The 19,967-nt window shown below is 70.2% G+C and carries 16 protein-coding genes, 1 pseudogene and 1 riboswitch; of the genes and pseudogenes, 10 read left to right on the plus strand and 7 right to left on the minus strand.

What is annotated here, in order from left to right:
- Positions 1-12: 12 nt before the first annotated feature.
- A complete protein-coding gene (locus R0146_RS00130; protein ID WP_317690850.1) occupies positions 13-681 on the minus strand; it encodes a GtrA family protein in 669 nt (222 codons plus the stop codon).
- A 118-nt stretch (positions 682-799) separates the two neighbouring features.
- Complete coding sequence (locus tag R0146_RS00135) at positions 800-1,525, minus strand: biotin--[acetyl-CoA-carboxylase] ligase (RefSeq protein WP_317690852.1); 726 nt, start codon at positions 1,523-1,525, stop codon at positions 800-802.
- Positions 1,526-1,784: 259 nt separating this feature from the next.
- Between R0146_RS00135 and R0146_RS00140 the strand changes: the two genes are divergently transcribed.
- The 7 genes from R0146_RS00140 (at position 1,785) to R0146_RS00170 (ending at position 8,784) form a co-directional block, all read left to right on the plus strand.
- Positions 1,785-3,356, plus strand: a complete 1,572-nt coding sequence (locus tag R0146_RS00140; RefSeq protein ID WP_317690853.1) for an acyl-CoA carboxylase subunit beta — start codon at positions 1,785-1,787, stop codon at positions 3,354-3,356.
- Entirely contained in the window at positions 3,353-3,592 is a 240-nt protein-coding gene (locus R0146_RS00145) for an acyl-CoA carboxylase subunit epsilon (RefSeq protein WP_317690854.1), read from the plus strand. Before R0146_RS00140 ends, R0146_RS00145 begins: the two co-directional genes overlap by 4 nt.
- Positions 3,593-3,757: 165 nt before the next feature.
- Positions 3,758-4,390 (plus strand): Maf family protein, encoded by a 633-nt coding sequence (locus R0146_RS00150; protein WP_317690855.1) that lies wholly within the window; start codon positions 3,758-3,760, stop codon positions 4,388-4,390.
- A gap of 12 nt (positions 4,391-4,402) precedes the next feature.
- Positions 4,403-5,329: a decaprenyl-phosphate phosphoribosyltransferase gene (locus R0146_RS00155; RefSeq protein WP_317690856.1), complete on the plus strand. Its 927-nt coding sequence runs from the start codon at positions 4,403-4,405 to the stop codon at positions 5,327-5,329.
- A 17-nt stretch (positions 5,330-5,346) separates the two neighbouring features.
- Positions 5,347-6,105 (plus strand): decaprenylphospho-beta-D-erythro-pentofuranosid-2-ulose 2-reductase, encoded by a 759-nt coding sequence (locus R0146_RS00160; RefSeq protein WP_317690857.1) that lies wholly within the window; start codon positions 5,347-5,349, stop codon positions 6,103-6,105.
- A 100-nt stretch (positions 6,106-6,205) separates the two neighbouring features.
- On the plus strand, positions 6,206-6,871 hold the full coding sequence (locus tag R0146_RS00165) for a LamB/YcsF family protein (protein ID WP_317690858.1): 666 nt from the start codon (positions 6,206-6,208) through the stop codon (positions 6,869-6,871).
- Positions 6,872-7,026: 155 nt separating this feature from the next.
- The gene (locus tag R0146_RS00170; RefSeq protein ID WP_411567214.1) at positions 7,027-8,784 is read left to right on the plus strand and encodes an acetyl/propionyl/methylcrotonyl-CoA carboxylase subunit alpha; all 1,758 of its coding nucleotides are present in this window, start codon (positions 7,027-7,029) and stop codon (positions 8,782-8,784) included.
- Positions 8,785-8,901: 117 nt separating this feature from the next.
- Here R0146_RS00170 and R0146_RS00175 read toward each other — a convergent pair whose 3' ends face one another.
- Positions 8,902-10,320 (minus strand): NAD(P)H-quinone dehydrogenase, encoded by a 1,419-nt coding sequence (locus R0146_RS00175; RefSeq protein WP_317690859.1) that lies wholly within the window; start codon positions 10,318-10,320, stop codon positions 8,902-8,904.
- Positions 10,321-10,458: 138 nt separating this feature from the next.
- On the opposite strand from R0146_RS00175, the gene R0146_RS00180 reads away from it, so the two are divergent.
- Together R0146_RS00180 and R0146_RS00185 are read left to right on the plus strand one after the other, a co-directional pair.
- Positions 10,459-11,388, plus strand: a complete 930-nt coding sequence (locus R0146_RS00180) for a purine-nucleoside phosphorylase (protein WP_317690860.1) — start codon at positions 10,459-10,461, stop codon at positions 11,386-11,388.
- Positions 11,385-13,082 (plus strand): annotated as a pseudogene (locus R0146_RS00185) (phospho-sugar mutase); the annotation flags it as partial. The gene R0146_RS00180 and the pseudogene R0146_RS00185, both read left to right, overlap by 4 nt.
- A 408-nt stretch (positions 13,083-13,490) precedes the next feature.
- Here the strand turns inward: R0146_RS00185 and R0146_RS00190 are convergent.
- Positions 13,491-15,137, minus strand: a complete 1,647-nt coding sequence (locus R0146_RS00190) for a monocarboxylic acid transporter (protein WP_317690861.1) — start codon at positions 15,135-15,137, stop codon at positions 13,491-13,493.
- Complete coding sequence (locus R0146_RS00195; protein ID WP_317690863.1) at positions 15,137-15,577, minus strand: DUF485 domain-containing protein; 441 nt, start codon at positions 15,575-15,577, stop codon at positions 15,137-15,139. The genes R0146_RS00190 and R0146_RS00195 overlap by 1 nt, the downstream gene beginning before the upstream one ends.
- A 154-nt stretch (positions 15,578-15,731) precedes the next feature.
- A riboswitch (TPP riboswitch) is annotated at positions 15,732-15,870 on the plus strand.
- Between R0146_RS00195 and R0146_RS00200 the strand changes: the two genes are divergently transcribed.
- A complete protein-coding gene (locus R0146_RS00200; protein ID WP_317690864.1) occupies positions 15,864-17,222 on the plus strand; it encodes a purine-cytosine permease family protein in 1,359 nt (452 codons plus the stop codon). (Overlaps the previous riboswitch by 7 nt.)
- A gap of 85 nt (positions 17,223-17,307) precedes the next feature.
- Here the strand turns inward: R0146_RS00200 and R0146_RS00205 are convergent, their stop codons facing one another.
- Together R0146_RS00205 and metG are read right to left on the minus strand one after the other, a co-directional pair.
- Positions 17,308-17,886: a winged helix-turn-helix domain-containing protein gene (locus R0146_RS00205; protein ID WP_317690865.1), complete on the minus strand. Its 579-nt coding sequence runs from the start codon at positions 17,884-17,886 to the stop codon at positions 17,308-17,310.
- Positions 17,887-18,074: 188 nt separating this feature from the next.
- A complete protein-coding gene (gene metG, locus R0146_RS00210; RefSeq protein ID WP_317690866.1) occupies positions 18,075-19,871 on the minus strand; it encodes a methionine--tRNA ligase in 1,797 nt (598 codons plus the stop codon).
- Positions 19,872-19,967: the final 96 nt, after the last annotated feature.

Raw genomic sequence — 19,967 nt, forward strand, 5'->3', positions numbered from 1 at the left:
CCTGCCGGTCGCTCACTCCGTGACGGCCGCCCCGGTCTCCTGCACCGCAGCCTCGGCGACCCGGGTCGGGCGGAAGATCAGCCAGCGCTGCATGGAGAAGTTGGCCACCGTCGCGGCGCCCTGGCCGAAGACGAACGAGATCGTCTGCACCACCAGCCGCGGCAGGTGCTCGTCGGCGAGCAGCGGGAACAGCTTGGCGAAGATGCCGACCTGCAGGACGAACGTCACGACGTACGTCAGCATCGTCAGCAGGAAGCGCCGCAGCGACGGCTGGGCCTTGAAGGTGAACCGGCGGTTCAACGAGTACGCGGTGATGGTGCCGGCGATGAACGAGGCCGCCTTGGCCGGGGTGTAGCCCACGCCGACGGCCATCAGGATGAGCAGCAGGCCGAAGTCGACGACCGCCGACATCACCCCGGTGCCGAAGTAACGGATCGCCTGCTGGATCAGCCCCACGTGCTCGACATCGGGATGCGGCTGGGGGTCCCTCGATCCCGGGTCGGTCGACACAGGGTCGGTCGACACAGGGCCGACGGTCAGATCGGGTGCGGACGCCGCCGCGGTCGAAGTGGTGGGAATGGTCGTCGCCTCCGTGTTGCCGGTCCGGGCCGCTGTCGTCGGGGACCCTGCCGGGAGCTCCTCGTCAGGCTGCTCGGCCTGCTCGCTCCCAGGGGTCGTCACCGAGACAGCCTAACGCCGCACCCCGGTCGCACCGTCCGCCGACGACGGCCACCCGGTCCACGGCTCACACCGTTCTCAGTGTGCGGCACACCACACCCGGCCGATTTTGTGATGTCGGTCACCTCAGATGGGTGACATCTCCGGCGGCGTACGCCTCGACTCCGTGGTCGGTGCGCACCAGCACGGCACCGGACGGATCGATGCCCACGGCACGCCCGAGGACCGTACGTTCGGTGCCTCCGGGTGCCCCCAGCAGCACCCGGACATCGCGACCGATGGTCGAACACTGCTCCTCGTACGTCTGCTGCAGCAGGGCCAGCCGACCGTCGTCCCACATCCGGTACATCCGGGACCACTCCGCCAGCACCTCGGCCACCAGGTCCGCCCGATCCACCTCCGCGCCGCACAACAGCAGTGAGGTGGCGGTCGGCACCGGCAGCTCCTCGGCGGACAGCGAGACGTTGATCCCGAAGCCGACCACACACCCCGGACCGGACGGGCCGTCGACGCGTTCGGACAGGATGCCGCAGATCTTGCGGCCCTCGATCAGCACGTCATTGGGCCATTTCAGGGTGGCGGCCACCCCACTGGCACGGTGGATCCCACGGGCGACGGCCACCCCGGTCAGCAGCGACAGCCACATCCACTCCGGCAGCGGACGGCGCGGGGTGACCCCCAGCGAGACCGCCACCGCCGCCCCGGGCGGCGCCTCCCAGCGACGGGCGAAGCGGCCCCGGCCGGCGCTCTGGTGGTCGGCGACGAGCACCAGCCCGACCCCGTCACCGTCCCGCATCCGGGCGGCCAGATCGGCGTTCGTGGAGCCGGTCGAGGCAACGACCTCCACGCTGTGCCACAGTCCGGCACCGACGCCAAGTCCCGTTCCGCCGGAGAGAACCCTGCGGCGAAGTCGGTCTGCATCGGTACGTGGGGACTCGGGCATGTGACCCAGCCTACCGGCGGCGATGGAATCCTCCGGCGACCGGCGAAGGGCTCCGCCAGGCGCTACAGTCAGCGCTAGCTCGCCCCGGGAGCGGCGCCGTGCGGCCGATCGAGGGGCGGGAGCTACACCGAAGTAGGCACCCGAGGCGAAGGTTTCAAAAGGTATGGACGTCGACATCCACACGACAGCAGGGAAACTCGAAGATCTGAAACGCCGCGTCGAGGAAGCGGTCAACGCCGGCTCCGCCGCCGCTGTGGAGAAGCAGCACGCAAAGGGCAAGCAGACGGCTCGCGAACGGATCGAGGCCCTGCTCGACGAGGGTTCGTTCACGGAGCTGGACCAGTTCGCACGGCACCGCTCCCACGCGTTCGGCCTGGAGACCAAGCGCCCCTACGGTGACGGCGTGGTCACCGGCATCGGGTCGATCCACGGTCGCCCGGTGTGCGTCTTCTCCCAGGACGTCACCATCTTCGGTGGCGCGCTCGGCGAGGTGTACGGCGAGAAGATCGTCAAGATCATCGACTTCGCCCTGAAGACCGGCTGCCCGCTGATCGGCATCAACGAGGGCGGCGGCGCCCGCATCCAGGAGGGCGTGGTCTCCCTCGGCCTCTACGGCGAGATCTTCCGCCGCAACACCCAGGCCTCCGGTGTCATCCCGCAGATCTCGCTGATCATGGGCGCCGCGGCCGGCGGTCACGTGTACTCCCCGGCCCTCACCGACTTCACCGTGATGGTCGACCAGACCTCGCAGATGTTCATCACCGGCCCGGCGGTCATCAAGACCGTCACCGGCGAGGACGTCTCGCTGGAGGACCTGGGCGGTGCGCGCACCCACAACACGAAGTCCGGCAACGCCCACTACCTCGCCGCCGACGAGGCGGACGCACTCGAGTACGTCCGCGAACTGGTCTCCTACCTGCCGCAGAACAACCTCGAGGACCCGCCGTACTACGACGAGGTCGCCGAGCTCGGCATCACCGACGCCGACCTCGCGCTCGACACGCTGATCCCGGACTCCCCCAACCAGCCGTACGACATCCGCCGGGTGATCGAGGCCGTCCTGGACGATGAGGAGTTCCTCGAGGTCCAGGAGCTGTTCGCGCAGAACATCGTCGTCGGCTTCGGCCGGGTCGAGGGCCGTACGGTCGGCGTCGTGGCGAACCAGCCGATGCAGTTCGCCGGCTGCCTCGACATCGACGCCGCCGAGAAGGCCGCCCGGTTCGTCCGGACCTGCGACTGCTTCAACATTCCGATCGTCACCTTCGAGGACACCCCGGGCTTCCTGCCGGGCACCGACCAGGAGTGGAACGGCATCATCCGCCGTGGCGCGAAGCTGATCTTCGCGTACGCCGAGGCGACCGTCCCGCTGATCACGATCATCACCCGCAAGGCGTACGGCGGCGCGTACGACGTGATGGGGTCCAAGCACCTGGGCGCCGACGTCAACCTCGCCTGGCCGACCGCCCAGATCGCCGTGATGGGTGCCGAGGGCGCGGTCAACATCCTCCACCGCAAGGCGCTGGCCAACGACTCCGACCCGGAGACGCTGCGCAAGACGCTGATCGACGAGTACAACGACACGCTGGCCAACCCGTACGTCGCCGCCGAGCGTGGCTACGTCGACCAGGTCATCCAGCCGCACGAGACCCGTCAGGAGATCGTCCGCGTGCTGCGGCTGCTGCGCACCAAGCGCGAGAGCCTGCCGCCGAAGAAGCACGGGAACATCCCGCTGTGAGCGCCGACCTCGAGGAGAAGAAGGTCCCGACGGTGTTCCGCGTCGAGTGCGGGAACCCTTCGGAGGAGGAACTGGCCGCGATCACCGTGGTGTTCGCGGCCCTGGCCGGGCCCGACGCCACGCCGGGCACCGGCACCCAGCCCCGTCAGTCCCGGTACAACTCGTACTGGCGGGCCATCCGCCGGACCTTCGCGACCGGCCGGGAGACCTGGAACTCCGGCATCCGCCAGTTCTAGTCGGACGGCGTGTGGCAGCCGGCAGCTAGTCTGTCCGGCGTGACCCCACGAGCCATCGATCGAGCCGGGGAGACCACCCCGACACCGGGCCATCGCCTCACTACTGGGCCTCGCCCCACTGGGCACCGCCCCACTGGGCACCGCCTCACCACGAGGCACCGCCTGGTGCTGGGGTCGGCCTCCCCGGCTCGGCTGTCCACCCTGCGGGCCGCCGGACTGGATCCCGAGGTGATCGTCTCCGGGGTCGCCGAGGACGGCATCGCGGCGGACTCCCCCGCCGCGCTCGCGGCGACCCTCGCCGAGCTGAAGGCCGGGGCGGTGGCCGCCCGGCTGCTGGCCGATCCGCACCCGGCCGCCGGCGTCACGATCGTGATCGGCTGCGACTCGGTCCTCGAGCTGGACGGCGTCGCGTACGGCCGACCGGCCTCGGCCGAGGCGGCCCGCGCCGGCTGGCGGCGGATGCGCGGCGCCACCGGTGTGCTGCACACCGGCCACCGGGTGATCGTGCTGCCCGACGGCGCTCCGGGGTCCGGCACCGGCATCCCCGAGGTCCGTGCCGTCACCGGGACCGGCAGCACCGTGGTCCGCTTCGCGCGGCCGACCGACGAGGAGATCGACGCGTACGTGGCGACCGGGGAACCACTGCGGGTGGCCGGCGGTTTCACCCTCGACGGGCTCGGCGGCGCCTTCGTCGATCGGGTGGAGGGTGACCCGCACAACGTCGTCGGCATCAGCCTGCCGCTGCTCCGCACCCTGCTGGCCGGGCTCGGGATCAAGTGGATCGACCTGTGGCAGTAGGCTGGCGCCATCATGACTTCGACCCCCGAATCCGGAATCGCCCAGCAGCCCTCGGGCGACGTACGGCCCCGGCCCTTCCTCCCCGCCTGGCTGCGGGCGATGCGCCCCAAGCAGTGGATCAAGAACGTCCTCGTGCTGACCGCGCCGCTGGCCGCCGGACGGATCGGCGAGGTCCACGTGCTGGTGTCCACGGTGCTGGCGATGGTGGCTTTCATCCTGGTGTCGGCGGCGATCTACCTGCTCAACGACATCCACGACATCGATGCCGACCGTCAGCACCCGAAGAAGCGGTTCCGGCCCATCCCGGCCGGCGAACTGCCGATCGGGTTCGCCTGGGTGCTCGCCGCCGTGACCGGCGTCGGCGGCCTCGCGCTCGGCGCGTGGATCTCGCTCGGGCTGGGTGTCACGCTCGCGACGTACGTCGTGGTGCAGTTCCTCTACTCCTACTTCCTCAAGGACTTCCCGGTCATCGACCTCGCCGTGGTGGCCTCCGGGTTCCTGCTGCGCGCGGTCGCCGGCGGCGTGGCGAGCGACATCCCGCTCAGCCAGTGGTTCCTCCTGGTCGCCTCGTTCGGCTCGATGTTCATGGTGGCCGGCAAGCGCTACTCCGAGATGCGCCACCTGGGCCCGGAGGCCGGCACCCGCAAGTCCCTGGCGGGCTACACCGAGAGCTACCTGAAGTTCGTCTGGGAGCTCGCCGCCGTCGCCGTCGTCATGTCGTACGCGCTGTGGGCCTTCGAGCAACGCCTCGGCGGCTACTCGAAGATGCTGTGGGCGGGCATCTCGATCTTCCCCTTCTCCATGGCGATGCTGGAGTACGCCTTCCGCATCGACCGCGGTGAGGGCGGCGCCCCCGAGGACGTCGTCCTGCACGACCGGGTGCTCCTCGTGCTCGGTCTGGCCTGGCTGGTGACCATCTGCCTCGCCGTCTTCCTCTGACCCCAGGAGCCTCTTCCATGATGGATGCGACCGCGAACCCCCGCACCCTGCTGCTGCTCGGCGGGACCTCCGACATCGCCCTGGCGATCGCCCGGGCGTACGCCGCGGAGAGCCCGGCCCTCGACGTGGTGCTGGCCGCCCGGCCGACCGAGCGCCGCGCGGCGGCCGCCGCCGCCCTGCAGGCGGAGGGGGTCGGGGTCCGCGAGGTCGACTTCGACGCCCGCGCCGCCGGCACCCATGCCACGACGATCGAGCAGGCCTTCGCCGGCGGCGACGTGGACATGGCAGTGGTCGCTTTCGGGGTGCTCGGTGATGCCGAAGCGGCCTGGCAGGACCCCGAGCAGGCGCTCGAGCTCGCCGAGATCAACTACACCGCACCGGTGCACCTCGGCGTGCTGCTGGCGGGCCGGATGCGTGCCCAGGGGCACGGCCGGATCGTGCTGCTGTCCAGCGTCGCCGGCGAGCGGATCCGTCGGTCGAACTTCGTCTACGGCTCCACCAAGGCCGGCGTCGACGGTTTCTATCGGGGCCTGTCCGAGGCGCTGCGCGGCTCCGGGGTGGGTGTCCTGGTGGTCCGGCCGGGCTTCGTGAAGTCGAAGATGACCGCCGGCCTGTCGTCCGCCCCGCTGGCGGTGACGCCGGATCAGGTCGCGGCGCAGGTGGTCGAAGGCGTCCGTACGCGGCAGACGGTCATCTGGGTGCCGAAGCTGTTCCAGCTGGTGATGCTGGTGCTGCGGCACATCCCGCAGGCGATCTTCCGCAAGCTGCCGTTCTGAGCCGCCCACCGGATCGGCCCGGACGCCGGGGGCACGGGCGGCGTATTCTCCCGATGACGCGATGGCTCCACGAGCCCGGGCCGAAGAGAAGGCAGGATCAGTGCAACTAGACCTCAATGCAACGTTCGGTGATGCGATCCGTGAGTCGGCGCTCCAGCCCGAGGCCGTGCTGGAGTACGCCTCCAGCATCAACGTCCCCGCCGGCCTGCACGCCGGGACGCCCCGGGTCATCCTCGCGGCGATCCGCCGGGGCCTGTCCTCGAAGCTGCGGGTGGGGGCCGCCGTCGGCTACCGGGATTTCCTCGGTGGCGGCGACCGGTACGTCGACGTCGCGTACGAGGACCTGTATGCCGAGCTGATCTACCAGGTCGGGGCGGTCGACTCGCTGGCCTACTCCGAGCAGGCACGGATCTCCTATGTCCGGCCGTCCGGCGCGCTCGCCCGGATGGCCGGGCGCCGCAAGGACCACGCGGAGGCGATCCTGCACGCCGTCGAGGCGTACGATCCGGAGCTTCCGCTGGTGGTGCACCACCTCTCTCCGCTGCTGGAGATGGCGACCGAGGCCGGTCTGAAGGTGATCATCGAGTATTCCGCCACCTCGCTGGAGCGGATGCGCACCTCGGTCGGCCGGATCGCCGCCGACGGACATCCTGAGCACTCGGTGTCCCTCCATCTGGACCCGGTGACCTCTCCGGTGGTGGTCCGAACGTTACGTGAACTGGGTCACACTTTCGGGGCCCCACTCACGGCACGGCGCGGAATGTGATCTGACACGCACCAACCTGCGGAACGACCCTTGTCGTCGCGCCGGCCGAACGCCCTCCCGGCACTCAGCCAGGCCCTAGACTCTGGCCTGACAATGCCGTCGTGGCAACGGAGCCGTCGCGCGGTTCATCGTGGAACCCAGGAGGAATAGTGCCCATCAGCAAGGTGCTCATCGCGAACCGAGGAGAGATCGCCGTCCGCGTGATCCGCGCTGCGCGCGACGAGGGGATCGCCAGCGTCGCTGTCTACGCCGATCCCGACGCCGACGCTTTGTTCGTGAAGCTCGCCGACGAGGCGTACGCCCTGGGGGGTGCCACTCCGGCCGAGTCGTACCTCGACATGGGCAAGATCATCGAGGTGGCCCGGCGCAGTGGCGCCGATGCCGTGCACCCCGGTTACGGCTTCCTGGCCGAGAACGCCGACTTCGCCCAGGCTGTCATCGACGCCGGGCTGATCTGGATCGGCCCCTCCCCGCAGTCGATCCGCGACCTCGGCGACAAGGTCGCCGCCCGTCACATCGCTCTCCACGTCGGCGCACCGCTGGTTCCCGGTACCGCGGACCCGGTCGCGAACGCCGACGAGGTCGTCGCCTTCGCCCGCGAGCACGGTCTGCCGATCGCCATCAAGGCCGCGTTCGGTGGCGGTGGCCGTGGCCTCAAGGTCGCCCGCACCCTGGAGGAGGTGCCCGAGCTCTTCGAGTCGGCCACCCGCGAGGCCGTCACCGCCTTCGGTCGCGGCGAGTGCTTCGTCGAGCGCTACCTGGACAAGCCCCGCCACGTCGAGACCCAGTGCCTCGCCGACCAGCACGGCAACGTCGTCGTGGTCTCCACCCGTGACTGCTCGCTGCAGCGCCGCCACCAGAAGCTCGTCGAGGAGGCTCCGGCGCCGTTCCTCACCGAGGACCAGCAGCACCGTCTCTACGAGGCGTCCAAGGCGATCCTCCGCGAGGCCGGCTACGTCGGTGCCGGCACCTGCGAGTTCCTGGTCGGCCAGGACGGGATGATCTCCTTCCTCGAGGTGAACACCCGCCTCCAGGTGGAGCACCCGGTCTCCGAGGAGGTCTCCGGCCTCGACCTGGTCCGCGAGATGTTCCGCATCGCCAACGGCGAGGAGCTCGGCTTCGGCGATCCGGAGCTGCGCGGCCACTCCTTCGAGTTCCGCATCAACGCCGAGGATCCGGGCCGCAACTTCATGCCGGCCCCGGGCACCGTCACCGAGTTCGTCGCTCCGCAGGGCCCCGGTGTCCGTTTCGACGACGGCTACCGCAAGGGGATGACCGTCCCCGGCTCGTTCGACTCGCTGGTCGGCAAGCTCATCGTCACCGGCGCCACCCGTGACCAGGCGCTGCAGCGCGCCCGTCGCGCTCTGGACGAGCTGGTCCTCGAAGGCATGCCGACCGCCATCCCGTTCCACCGCGTCGTCATCGACGACCCGGCATTCACCGCGGCCGACGGCACGTTCGGTGTGCACACCCGCTGGATCGAGACCGAGTTCGACAACCAGATCCCGCAGTACGAGGGCGCGCCGGGCGAGGCCACCGAGGCCGAGGAGAAGCGCACCGTCGTCGTCGAGGTCAACGGCAAGCGTGTCGAGGTCAGCCTGCCTGCCGGCCTGGGCACCATGAGCGGCGGCTCGACCGCGGCCAAGAAGCCGAAGCGCCAGAAGTCGAAGTCGGCCGTCAAGGAGGCCTCGGGCAACTCGGTCACCGCGCCGATGCAGGGCACCGTGGTCAAGGTCGCCGTGACCGACGGCCAGGAGGTCAACGAGGGTGATCTGGTCGTCGTCCTCGAGGCGATGAAGATGGAGCAGCCGATCAACGCTCACCGTACGGGCATCATCTCCGCCCTGGTCGTCGAGGGCGGGCAGACCGTCCAGTCCGGCGAGGTGATGTGCGAGATCATCGACGCCGAGTGAGCTGGGCCGGCTGAGTCGGAGCACGCGAGCCCGGGTCACCGACGTCCCTGCGGGGGCGCCGGTGACCCGGGCTCGTGCTGTTGCCCCGGAGCCGCAGACCGCCGGGGCCCCGATCACTCAGTTGGTCAGGGCAGCCGTGGCGTTGCGACCGTGGTTGTGCAGCCGCCGGGCGGCCTCGGCGACCGAGCCCGACAGCGACGGGTAGACGGTGAACGCGTGCGCGAAGTCGTCGACGGTGATCCGCTGCGCCACCGCGAGCGACACGGCATGGATCAGCTCCGACGCGGTCGGGGCGACGATCACGCCACCGACGACGATGCCGGTGACCGGCAGGCAGAACAGCTTCACGAAACCGTCGGTGAAGCCCTGCATCTTGGCCCGGGCGTTGGACGCCAATGGCATCATCACGACGTCGGCGTGCGAACGGCCCTCGTCGATGTCCTTCTGGGTGACGCCGACGGTGGCGATCTCCGGTGCGGTGAAGATGTTGGAGGCGATCGTCTCCTGGCGCAGCTGCGGCACGGCGTCGCCGAGCGCATGCCACATCGCGATCCGCCCCTGCATGGCGGCGACCGAGGCGAGGGCGAAGACGCCGGTGCAGTCGCCGGCCGAGTAGACGCCCCGCGCGGAAGTGCGCGACACCTTGTCCACGGTGACGTAGCCACGTCGGTCGAGCGCGACGCCGGCCTCCTCCAGGCCCATCCCGGCGGTGTTCGGGATGGAGCCGACCGCCATCAGGACGTGCGATCCGCACACCTCGCGGCCGTCCTCGAGGCCGACGACCACCCCGTCACCCTCGCGCCGGGCGGACACCGCGCGGGCACGGCTGATGATGGTGATGCCGCGTCGCTCGAAAACGTCCTGCAGCACCCGGGCGGCGTCGGGGTCCTCGCCGGGCAGCACCATGTCGCGCGAGGAGACCAGGGTGACCCGGATGCCGAGGGCGTCGTACGCGTTGGCGAACTCGGCACCGGTGACGCCGGATCCGACGACGATCAGGTGCTCGGGCAGCTCGGTCAGGTTGTAGACCTGGGTCCAGTCCAGGATCCGCTCGCCGTCGGGCACCGCGTCGGGCAGCACCCGCGGGTGCGCGCCGGTCGAGACGAGGATGACGTCGGCGTCGAGGCGCTCCTCACCGAGGTCGGTCGTCGCCACCACCGTGTGGGTGCCGTCCAGCCGGCCGCGTCCGCGGACGATCCGTACGCCCTCCTTGACCAGGCGGGTGGCGATGTCGGCGGACTGCGCCTCGGCCAACTGGAGGACTCGAGTGTTGACCGCCCCCAGGTCGGTGAGCACGGTGTTGGTGAGGTCGTCGTCCCCGCCGGCGGCGTACAGCCCCTGGCCGGTGGCCTGCTCCATCGTCGACATGACGGTCGACGTCGCGATCAGGGTCTTCGAGGGCACGCAGTCGGTCAGCACGGCGGATCCGCCGATGCCGTCACTGTCGACGAGCGTCACCTCCCCGCCGAGCTGGGCACCCACGAGGGCCGCTTCGTATCCACCTGGTCCACCACCGATGATCACAACCTTCGTCACATCGGGCATTCTTTCATGCGGGCCGGTCCGACGCCCCTTCAGAACGGTCCTGTGCCGTGACGCGGATCGTACGCCGCCCGGCGGACCCGCACGGCCGGTCTCCCCCGCGCCGGCACGTCCACGTGACAGACTCACGCCATGAGCGAGACCCAGCGGTTCCCGGGCACGCACTCCCCCGCCTCGACACCCCCCGGTGCCGCAGCGGTCGACCCTGCGACGCTCGACACCGGCACCCCCGAGCCGCATCCAACCGCCACGCCTGGCGGGCCCGCCGGCACCCCCGACGACCTCGCCGCCGCGGCCGCGACGACACTGCGGCAGGCCCTCGGGATCGACCGCGCCGACCTGGCCGTCGTCCTCGGTTCAGGCTGGGCGGAGGCCCGCGACGCGCTGGGCACGACGCTGGCCACCGTGCGGCTGGCAGAGCTTCCGGGCTTCCGCACACCGATCGTCGCCGGACACGGTGGTGAGTTGATGGCGGTCCGCACGTCGACCGGCGCGATCGCACTGCTCTTCACCGGGCGTACGCACCTCTACGAGGGACGCGGCGTCGACGCCGTCGTGCACGGCGTCCGCACGGCAGCAGCGGCCGGCGCCCGGGTGCTGGTGCTCACCAACGGCTGCGGCTCCACCCGACCGGAGTGGGGACCGGGCACCCCGGTGATGCTGCGCGACCACATCAACCTCACCGGCGCCACGCCGCTGCACGGACCGACCTTCGTGAGCATGTCCGACGCCTACTCCCCCCGACTGCGGGCCGTCCTGCACGCGCTCCGCCCCGGGATGCCGGAAGGGGTGTACGCGCAGTTCCACGGCCCGCAGTACGAGACCCCCGCCGAGGTCGAGTTCGCCCGACGGATCGGCGGCGACCTGGTGGGGATGTCCACCGCACTGGAGACCATCGCGGCCCGGGAGAAGGGCCTGGAGGTGCTCGGCCTGTCCCTGGTCACCAACCTCGCCGCCGGCGTGTCCGAGCAGCCCCTCGACCACGCCGAGGTGCTCGCCGCCGGGGCTGCGGCCGGGCCCCGGCTCCGGGCACTGCTCGCCGACCTGATGGCGGTCCTGTGACTCCGCCCGACATCACCGCACTGCCCGACATCACCGCACTGCTCGCCCGGGCCGCGGCCTGGCGGGCCGAGGACCCCGATCCGTCGACGGTCGCCACGCTCGACGCGCTGGTCACCGCCGCTCGTGCGGGCGACGCCACGGCGCTCGACGCGCTCCGGTCGGCCTTCGCCGGTCCGTTGACGTTCGGCACCGCCGGACTGCGCGGACCGCTCGGCCCCGGCCCCGCGCGGATGAACCGCGTGGTGGTGGCCCGCGCCGCCGCCGGCCTGGCCCGCCACCTCCTCGCCTCCGGTCACCGTGGCGGCCGGGTGCTGATCGGTCACGACGCCCGGCACCACTCCGACGTCTTCGCCCGCGACACCGCCGCGATCCTCGCCGGCCACGGTCTCGACGCCGTCCTGATCGACGGCCCGATCCCCACCCCGGTCGTCGCGTACGGCATCCGCGACCTCGGCTGCGTCGCCGCGGTCGTCGTCACCGCCTCCCACAACCCGGCGGCCGACAACGGCTACAAGGTCTACCTCGGCGACGGCTCCCAGATCGTCCCACCGACCGACGCCGAGATCGCCGCGCTGATCGACGCCGCGAGCCACGAGCCGCTCCGTACGCTCCCCCGGGCCGCTTTCCGCAGCGCGGCACCGGACCTGGTCGACCGGTACGTCGCCCGGGCCGCCTCGCTGCTCAGTGCTCCACGGGCCGATGCGCTGTCGGCAACCGCCACCCGGCCACTGCGGTGGGTCTACACCCCGATGCACGGGGTCGGGCTGGCCACCGTACGTCGCGTTCTCGAGGCGGCAGGCCTGCCGATGCCCGCGGTGGTCGCCGCCCAGGCCGAGCCCGACCCCGACTTCCCCACCCTCCCCTTCCCCAACCCGGAGGAGCCGGGCGCGCTCGACCTGGCCCTGGACCTGGCCGCACGGACCGACGCCGATCTGGTCCTCGCCACCGACCCGGACGCCGACCGGTGCGCCGTCGCGCTACCCGGGCCCGACGGCTGGCGGATGCTGCGCGGCGACGAGCTCGGCGTCCTCCTCGCGGCCGACCTGCTGCGCAGCCACCCCGGCGGGGTGTACGCGAGCTCGGTGGTCTCCTCCACCCTGCTGGCGCGGATGTGCGCGACGGTCGGGGCGCGGCACGTCACCACCCTGACCGGCTTCAAGTGGATCGGCCGCGTCCCCGACCTCACCTTCGGCTACGAGGAGGCGATCGGCTACTGCACCGATCCGGTGGCGGTGGCCGACAAGGACGGCATCACCACCCTGGTCCGGGTGCTCGACCTCGCCGGCCGGTGCGCCGACGAGGGTCGTACGCTCGCCGACGTCCTCGACGCGGTGATGCACGCTCACGGTCTGCACGCCACCGGCCAACTGGCCTTCCGCGCCGACGATGCCGAGACCATCCTGACCGCGATGCGGCGGCTGCGGACGGCGATCCCGACCGCGCTGGCCGGCGAGCCGGTGCGGGTGACCGACCTGCAGGAAGGCACCGCGGAGCTCCCGCCGACCGACGCGGTGGTCCTGGAGGGACGTACGGTCCGCGCGGTGGTGCGGCCGTCGGGCACCGAGCCGAAGCTGAAGTGCTATCTGGAGGTGCGGATGACCCCGGCGGAGTCGATCGACCTGGCCGCGGCCCGCACCCGCGCGACCGACCGGCTCGAGGCACTGGGACGTGAGGTCACGGCAGCCTTGGGGTTACCACCCGACCTTGGGGTTGACCACCCAACCAGCCTGACGGGCACCGGACCGATCGTCCACCGAGGATGAGCATGCACGACGCCGCTGAGAGCGCAGGCACGCCATCACGGTGAGCCGAATCTGGCGGCTCAGGTCGGCCCCCAAGAGCAGCGCCGGTCGGATCGGCGCAACGGCGCCACAAGGGGCACGGCGGCCGACCCGGCTGCTTCCCGAGCCGCCAGATTCGGCTCACTCCGTGCAGGACAGGACGAACGAAGGCCCCGCCGGATGGCGGGACCTTCGTCGGGTGTGCACCGCGATGTGTTCACCGCGCCGCACGGGGTGATCAGTACATCGCAGGATCAGTGGACAACGGGATCAGTGCACGGGGTGACCAGTGACCAGTGACCAGTGATCACTGATCACTGATCAGTGGACGATGGCCTCACCCGCACCGAGACCGGTCATCGAGCGGACCTCCATCTCGGCCTGCAGCGCCTTGTCCGCGGTGTTCTTCGCGGTGATCGTGCCGAGCCAGCCCATCAGGAAGGCCAACGGCAGCGCGACGATCGTCGGGTTGGTCAGCGGGAACCAGGCGAAGTCGGCGTGCGGGAAGAACGCCGACTTGTCCCCGGAGATGGCCGGCGAGAAGGCGATCAACACCACCGACGTGATCAGGCCGGTGTAGATCGACCAGACCGAGCCGCGAGTGTTGAACCGACGCCAGTAGAGCGTGAACAGGATCGCCGGCAGGTTCGCGGCGGCCGCCACGCCGAAGGCGAGCGAGATCAGGAACGCGATGTTCTGGCCGTTGGCGAAGATCCCACCGATCACCGCGAGGATGCCGATGACCACCGAGGTGATCCGCGCGACCCGCACCTCGGCCGCGGCGTCGACGACGCCACCCTTCATCACGTTGTTGTAGATGTCGTGGGCGAAGGACGCCGAGGCGGTGATGGTCAGGCCGGCGACCACCGCGAGGATCGTCGCGAAGGCGACGCCGGAGATGATGCCCATCATGATCTCGCCACCGAGCATCAGGGCGAGCAGGGGCGCTGCGGCGTTCGCCTTGCCCGGCGCCCCGCTGATGAGCGTGTTGCCCATGTCGCCACCGTTCTGGCCGACGAGCCAGATGGCGCCGTAGCCGAGGATGAAGGTGACGAGGAAGAACAGGCCGACCAGGTTGATCGCCCAGACCGCGGAGCGGCGGGCCTCCTTGGCGGTGGGCACGGTGTAGAAGCGCATCAGCACGTGCGGCAGGCCCGACGGGCCGGTGACCAACGCGATGGCCAGCGAGACGAACGACAGCTTGGTGGCCCAGTCCTTGCCGTACTGCAGGCCGGGCTTGAGGATCGCCTCGCCGCCGGTGTGGTGGGCGATGGCGTCGCGCAGCAGCGACGACACGTTGAAGTTGGCGTAGACGAGGACCCAGATCGCCATGATCGTCGCGCCGGAGACCAGCAGGACGGCCTTGATCATCTGCACCCAGGTGGTGCCCTTCATGCCGCCGATCAGGACGTACGCGATCATGATGGCGCCGACGACGCCGATCACCAGGTTCTGGCCGACGGTGCCCTTGATGCCGAGCAGCAGGGCGACGAGACCGCCCGCGCCGGCCATCTGGGCCAGCAGGTAGACGAACGAGATCACCAGGGTGGAGATCGCGGCGGCCGTACGGACCGGCTTGGACTCCATCCGGAACGACAGCACATCGGCCATCGTGTAACGGCCGGTGTTGCGCAGCGGCTCGGCGACCAGGGTCAGCGCGATGATCCACGCGACGAAGAAGCCGACAGAGTAGAGGAAGCCGTCGAAGCCGTTGATGGCGATGGCTCCGGTGACGCCGAGGAAGGCAGCCGCCGACAGGTAGTCACCGGTGATGGCGAGGCCGTTCTGACGGCCGGAGAACGCGGCGCCACCGGTGTAGAAGTTGGCGGCGGCCTTCTTGTCCGCGTTGCGGCTGACGGTGATCACCACGGCCATGGTGAAGATCACGAACACCACGAAGATGGAGATGTTGATCAGCGGGTTGCCGTACGACACCGCGAGCGGGGTCAGCATCGAGGGGGCGGGCATCACAGGGCACCCTTCTGCTCCAGGCGCTCACGCAGCGCGGCGGACCGGGGGTCGAGGTTGCGGTTGGCGTGGCGGACGTAGGCCCACGTCACGAACCAGGTGCTGGCGAAGGCCAACAGCCCCAGCGGCACGCCCCAGGGGATGTAGCTGCCGCCGATCCGGGCGCCCATGAAGCCGGGCGCGTAGGTCGACAGCAGGACGAAGACGAAGTAGTAGCCCACGAAGACGATCACCATCGGGAAGGCGAACCGTACGTGCGAGCTGCGGAGTTCCCGGTATTCCGCAGAGTTCTGGACAGCGACGAAATCGATGTCCTCGGGATCGTGAAGCCCTGCGCGGTCCTTGTCCCAGATCTCCGGGAGGGGTGCATGGTGCTTCGGAAGATTGGCCTCCGCTTCCGGCACCTCGCCGGACAGCGGAGACTGGGTGTGCGGCGTCATTGTCGCTCCTCATAATCAGCGGGTTCTCAGGACCCGTTGGTCGTGCAACGAGGTTCGCTGTAACCCCCGTCACGGGTCAACTTTCAGAACACACCAAGGTTTGTGATTTCAGTCACACATCGAGGGCGTGGGTGCCCTGTGATACTGTGCGCCCGTTCCATACCACGGGAGTCCGCACCAGACGGCGGGCTGAGAGGGTCGAGTGCCTCACGGGTCATGCCGCGGCGGCTGGTCGACCGACCGGACGAACCTGACCGGGTCATGCCGGCGTAGGGAGATGACTTCCATGTCCGTTGAATCACCGCAATTGCCGACCGCCGAGCCCGGTGGCGGAGCCGTCGAGGCGCCGCTGGTGCTCAGCACCGAACCGCCCCGTACGCTCGGCGCCTGGGCACAGACCGCCCTGTGGGCCAACCTCGGGATCTCGCTCTTCGGCCCACTCACCGGCGCCCTGATCGGGCTGTCGGTGGGCTCGGTCGGCCTGGGCATCCTCGCCACCGTCGTCGGCTGCGCGATCGGCGCGGTCATCCTCGGCGGGGCGGCCACCTTCGGCGCGGTCACCGGTGCCCCCTCGATGGTGGCACTGCGTGGCCTGCTCGGCCGCCGGGGCTCGACGGTGCCGACCGTGCTCAACATCCTGCAGAACATCGGCTGGGGCACGATGGAGCTCATCGTGATCTCCACGACCGCGGCGACCATCCTCGGCGCTGCCTGGCGGTGGCCGTTCGTGCTGGTCGCCGGGGCGATCACCACGGTGATGGCCGTACGCCCCCTCGGGTCGGTCAGGATGCTGCGCACCATCATGGTGTGGCTGGTGATCGCCTGCTCGGTGTACCTGTTCGTGATGGTGCTGCGCGAGCCGACGCACCCGATCGACCAGTCGAACGTGATCGGCTTCTGGCCGGCGGTCGACCTGGCCGTGGCCGGGGTGGTCTCGTTCGCCCCGCTCGCCGCCGACTACTCGCGCCACTCCCGCTCCACCCGAGCGGCGTTCACCGGAGCAGCCGTCGGCTACGGCCTCGCCGCCATCGCCTTCTACGCGCTCGGCGTGCTGGCCGTCGCCCACCTCACCGGTGACCTGTCCGACGCGAAGCTGATCGGCGCCCTCGTCGGGTTGCCGGCCGGCGGCCTCGCACTGTTCATCCTGATGGTCGACGAGGTGGACGAGGCGTTCGCGAACATCTACTCGACCACCATGTCGGTGCACAACTTGGCGCCGAATGTCGATCGCCGGGTGCTCTCGGTCGTGATCGGCGTGATCTGCACACTGCTGGCCGGACTGATGGACTTCTCCCGCTACCAGAGCTTCCTCTACCTGATCGGGTCGGTGTTCGTGCCGCTGTTCACCGTCGCGGTGGTCGACTTCGCCCTGCTCCGGCGCGGCCACTGGGACGTGACGGACCGGGCCCCGTTCCGGTGGGGCCCGGTGGTGGCCTGGCTGGCCGGGTTCCTCGCCTACCAGCTGATCTACCCCGGCGACGTACCGGGCTGGTCGGACCTGTGGGCCGGTCTGGCCGCGGCGATCCACGTCACCGCGCCGGTCTGGCTCGGCTCCTCCGTGGGTGCCATCGTGGTGTCCGGGGTGGTGATGGCGTTGATCGGGCTGGTCGGGCGCGCGCGGAGCCGTACGGTCGACGCCAGCTGACCGCGACCGACCGGCGCGCCGGCGGAGATCCTCGATATCGGATCCGGCGCGCCGGCCCCGTGGTGCTCCGCCCGCCGAACGACCCTCAGGGCAGCCCGCCGAGGATCGCCACCCGGGAGCGCTCGCGGACGTCCCGTAGGAATCCGGAGTCCTCCGCCCACTCCTGCGGGCTGAGGATCATGGCATTGACCCGGCGACCGACCCGCACCTCGACCTGTTCACAGACATCGTCGACCGCGACCGGATCGGGAGCGCCGATCACCATCATCTCGATGTCCTCGGGTGCCGGGCCGATCTCGCCCCGTGCCCGGGCGGCGAACGGTCCGTACAGGAAAGCACGATCGATCCGCGGGATCGTGGCGAGGGCATCCGCCAGCAGGACGACCGGGCCGGTGCCGATCAACAGGATCTCTCGAAGAGGGGGGACGAGTGGGCTGTGCGGGTTCGCCCGGACCAGCCGGGTCCGTCCGATCCGGCGTGCCGCCAGCACGCCGGCATCCAGCAGCCGTTCGGCCTCCCGATGCGCCGTCGGGTAGGCCAGTTGCGTACGCTCCGCAAGGTCGGTGAGGCTCAACTCGTCCTGACTGAGCAACAGCGCGGCCAGCAGGCGCGCCTGTCCCTCCGACCGGAAGATCGGAGCGGCCGGCGGCAGTGCTGTCCTCATCCTGCGGACGCTATTGTCCGCCGACGGCACGGTCAACGGATTCGTGCGCTCCTGGCACACGAACCGCTCGCCCGCCCATCAGGGTCCGGCGAGCCGCCGCTGGTAGGCCCCGAACAGCACCTCGGGCGCACCGCTGCCCGGTGGCCGGTCGCCGGCCTCCCTCCGGGCTGAGGCCCACCGGTCAGGACTCAGACGGTGGCCTCGATCGGCGCCCACGCCGGCCCGTTCTCGGCCAGCGCGTCGTCGAGCTTGGCGAACAGCGGCTCCGGCTTGGCCAGCGGTGTGCCGGCGACGATCGGCTGCGACGCCCAGACGGCCGCCGCCGAGGCGTAGTCGCCCATCAGCACCGGATAGTCGGGGCCACCGTCCTCGGAGACCGTACGGACCTCGGGCAGCGCCGCCCAGACACCCTCGCCGCCGAGCATCGTGTAGATCTTCTGCGCCGCGTGCGGCAGGAACGGGGTGAACATCACGTTGCAGTCGGCCACCACCTGCAGCACCGTCCACAGCACGGTGTCACGGCGGGCCGGATCGTCCTTCAGCTTCCACGGCTCGGTCTCGGAGAGGTACTGGTTCGCCAGGCCGACGATCCGCATCACCTCGGTGATGCCGTGCTTGAAGTGGCTGTGCGACAGTGCCTCGCCCACGACGTCGAACGCTGCCCGCGAGGCGTCGAGGAGCGTACGGTCCACGTCCTGCAGCTCACCGGGCTGCGGGATCGCGCCGACGTTCTTCCATGCCATCGAGACGGCCCGGTTGACCAGGTTGCCCCACTGGGCGGCCAGCTCGGTGTTGTTGCGGCGGACGAACTCCTCCCAGGTGAAGTCGGTGTCCTGGTTCTCCGGGCCGGCGACCGCGATGAAGTAGCGCAGGGCGTCCGGGCCGAACTCGCGCAGGAAGTCACCGACGTAGATCACATGGCCCCGCGACGAGGAGAACTTCGAGCCGCTCATCGTCAGGTACTCCGAGGAGACGACCTCGGTGGGCAGGTCCAGCACGCCGAACGTGCCCGGCTCGCCACCGCGATCCCCCTGGCCGTTGTGGCCGAGCAGGATGCCGGGCCAGATGACGGAGTGGAAGACGATGTTGTCCTTGCCCATGAAGTACGACGCGACGGTCTCCGGGTCCTGCCACCACGCCTTCCAGGCGTCCGGGTCGCCGGTCCGGGCGGCCCACTCGATGCTCGCCGACAGGTAGCCGATCACGGCGTCGAACCAGACGTAGAGCCGCTTCATCGGCTCGTCGCGCCAACCGTCCAGCGGCACCGGGACGCCCCAGTCGAGGTCGCGGGTGATGGCCCGCGGGCGGAGGTCGTCGATCAGGTGCTGGGAGAACTTGATGACGTTGGGCCGCCAGTCCTCGCGGGTCTTCAGCCACTCGGTCAGCGACTCGGCCAGCGCCGGCAGGTCGAGGAAGAAGTGCTCGGTCTCGACGAACTGCGGTGTCTCGCCGTTGATCCGGGAGCGCGGGTTCTTCAGGTCGATCGGGTCGAGCTGGTTGCCGCAGTTGTCGCACTGGTCGCCGCGGGCACTCTCGTAGCCGCAGATCGGACAGGTGCCCTCGATGTAGCGGTCGGGCAGCGTACGCCCGGTCGACGGGCTGATCGCACCGCGGGTGGGGCGGGCGACCACGTACCCGTTGCGGTGCAGGGACAGGAAGATCTCCTGGGTGACCCGGTAGTGGTTCTTCGTCGTGGTCCGGGTGAACAGGTCGTACGACAGGCCGAGCCCCTGCAGGTCCTCGACGATGATCCTGTTGTACTTGTCGGCGAGCTCGCGGACCGGGACGCCCTCGTTCTCGGCCTGCACGGAGATCGGGGTGCCGTGTTCGTCGGTGCCCGACACCATCAGCACCTGGTGGCCGCTCATCCGCATGTACCGCGCGTAGACATCGGAGGGTACGCCGAAGCCGGACACATGGCCGATGTGGCGAGGTCCGTTCGCGTACGGCCAGGCAACAGCGGTCAGCACACGGGATGAAGTCATGGGCCACAGGATATCGCCCGTCGCTGCGGTCCCGACGCCGGCGATACCCTCCGGAAGCCGCACCGGATCGTACGCCGGATGTGGTCCGCCGATCCC

This window comes from Raineyella sp. LH-20, from assembly GCF_033110965.1.
Lineage (GTDB): Bacteria > Actinomycetota > Actinomycetes > Propionibacteriales > Propionibacteriaceae > Raineyella.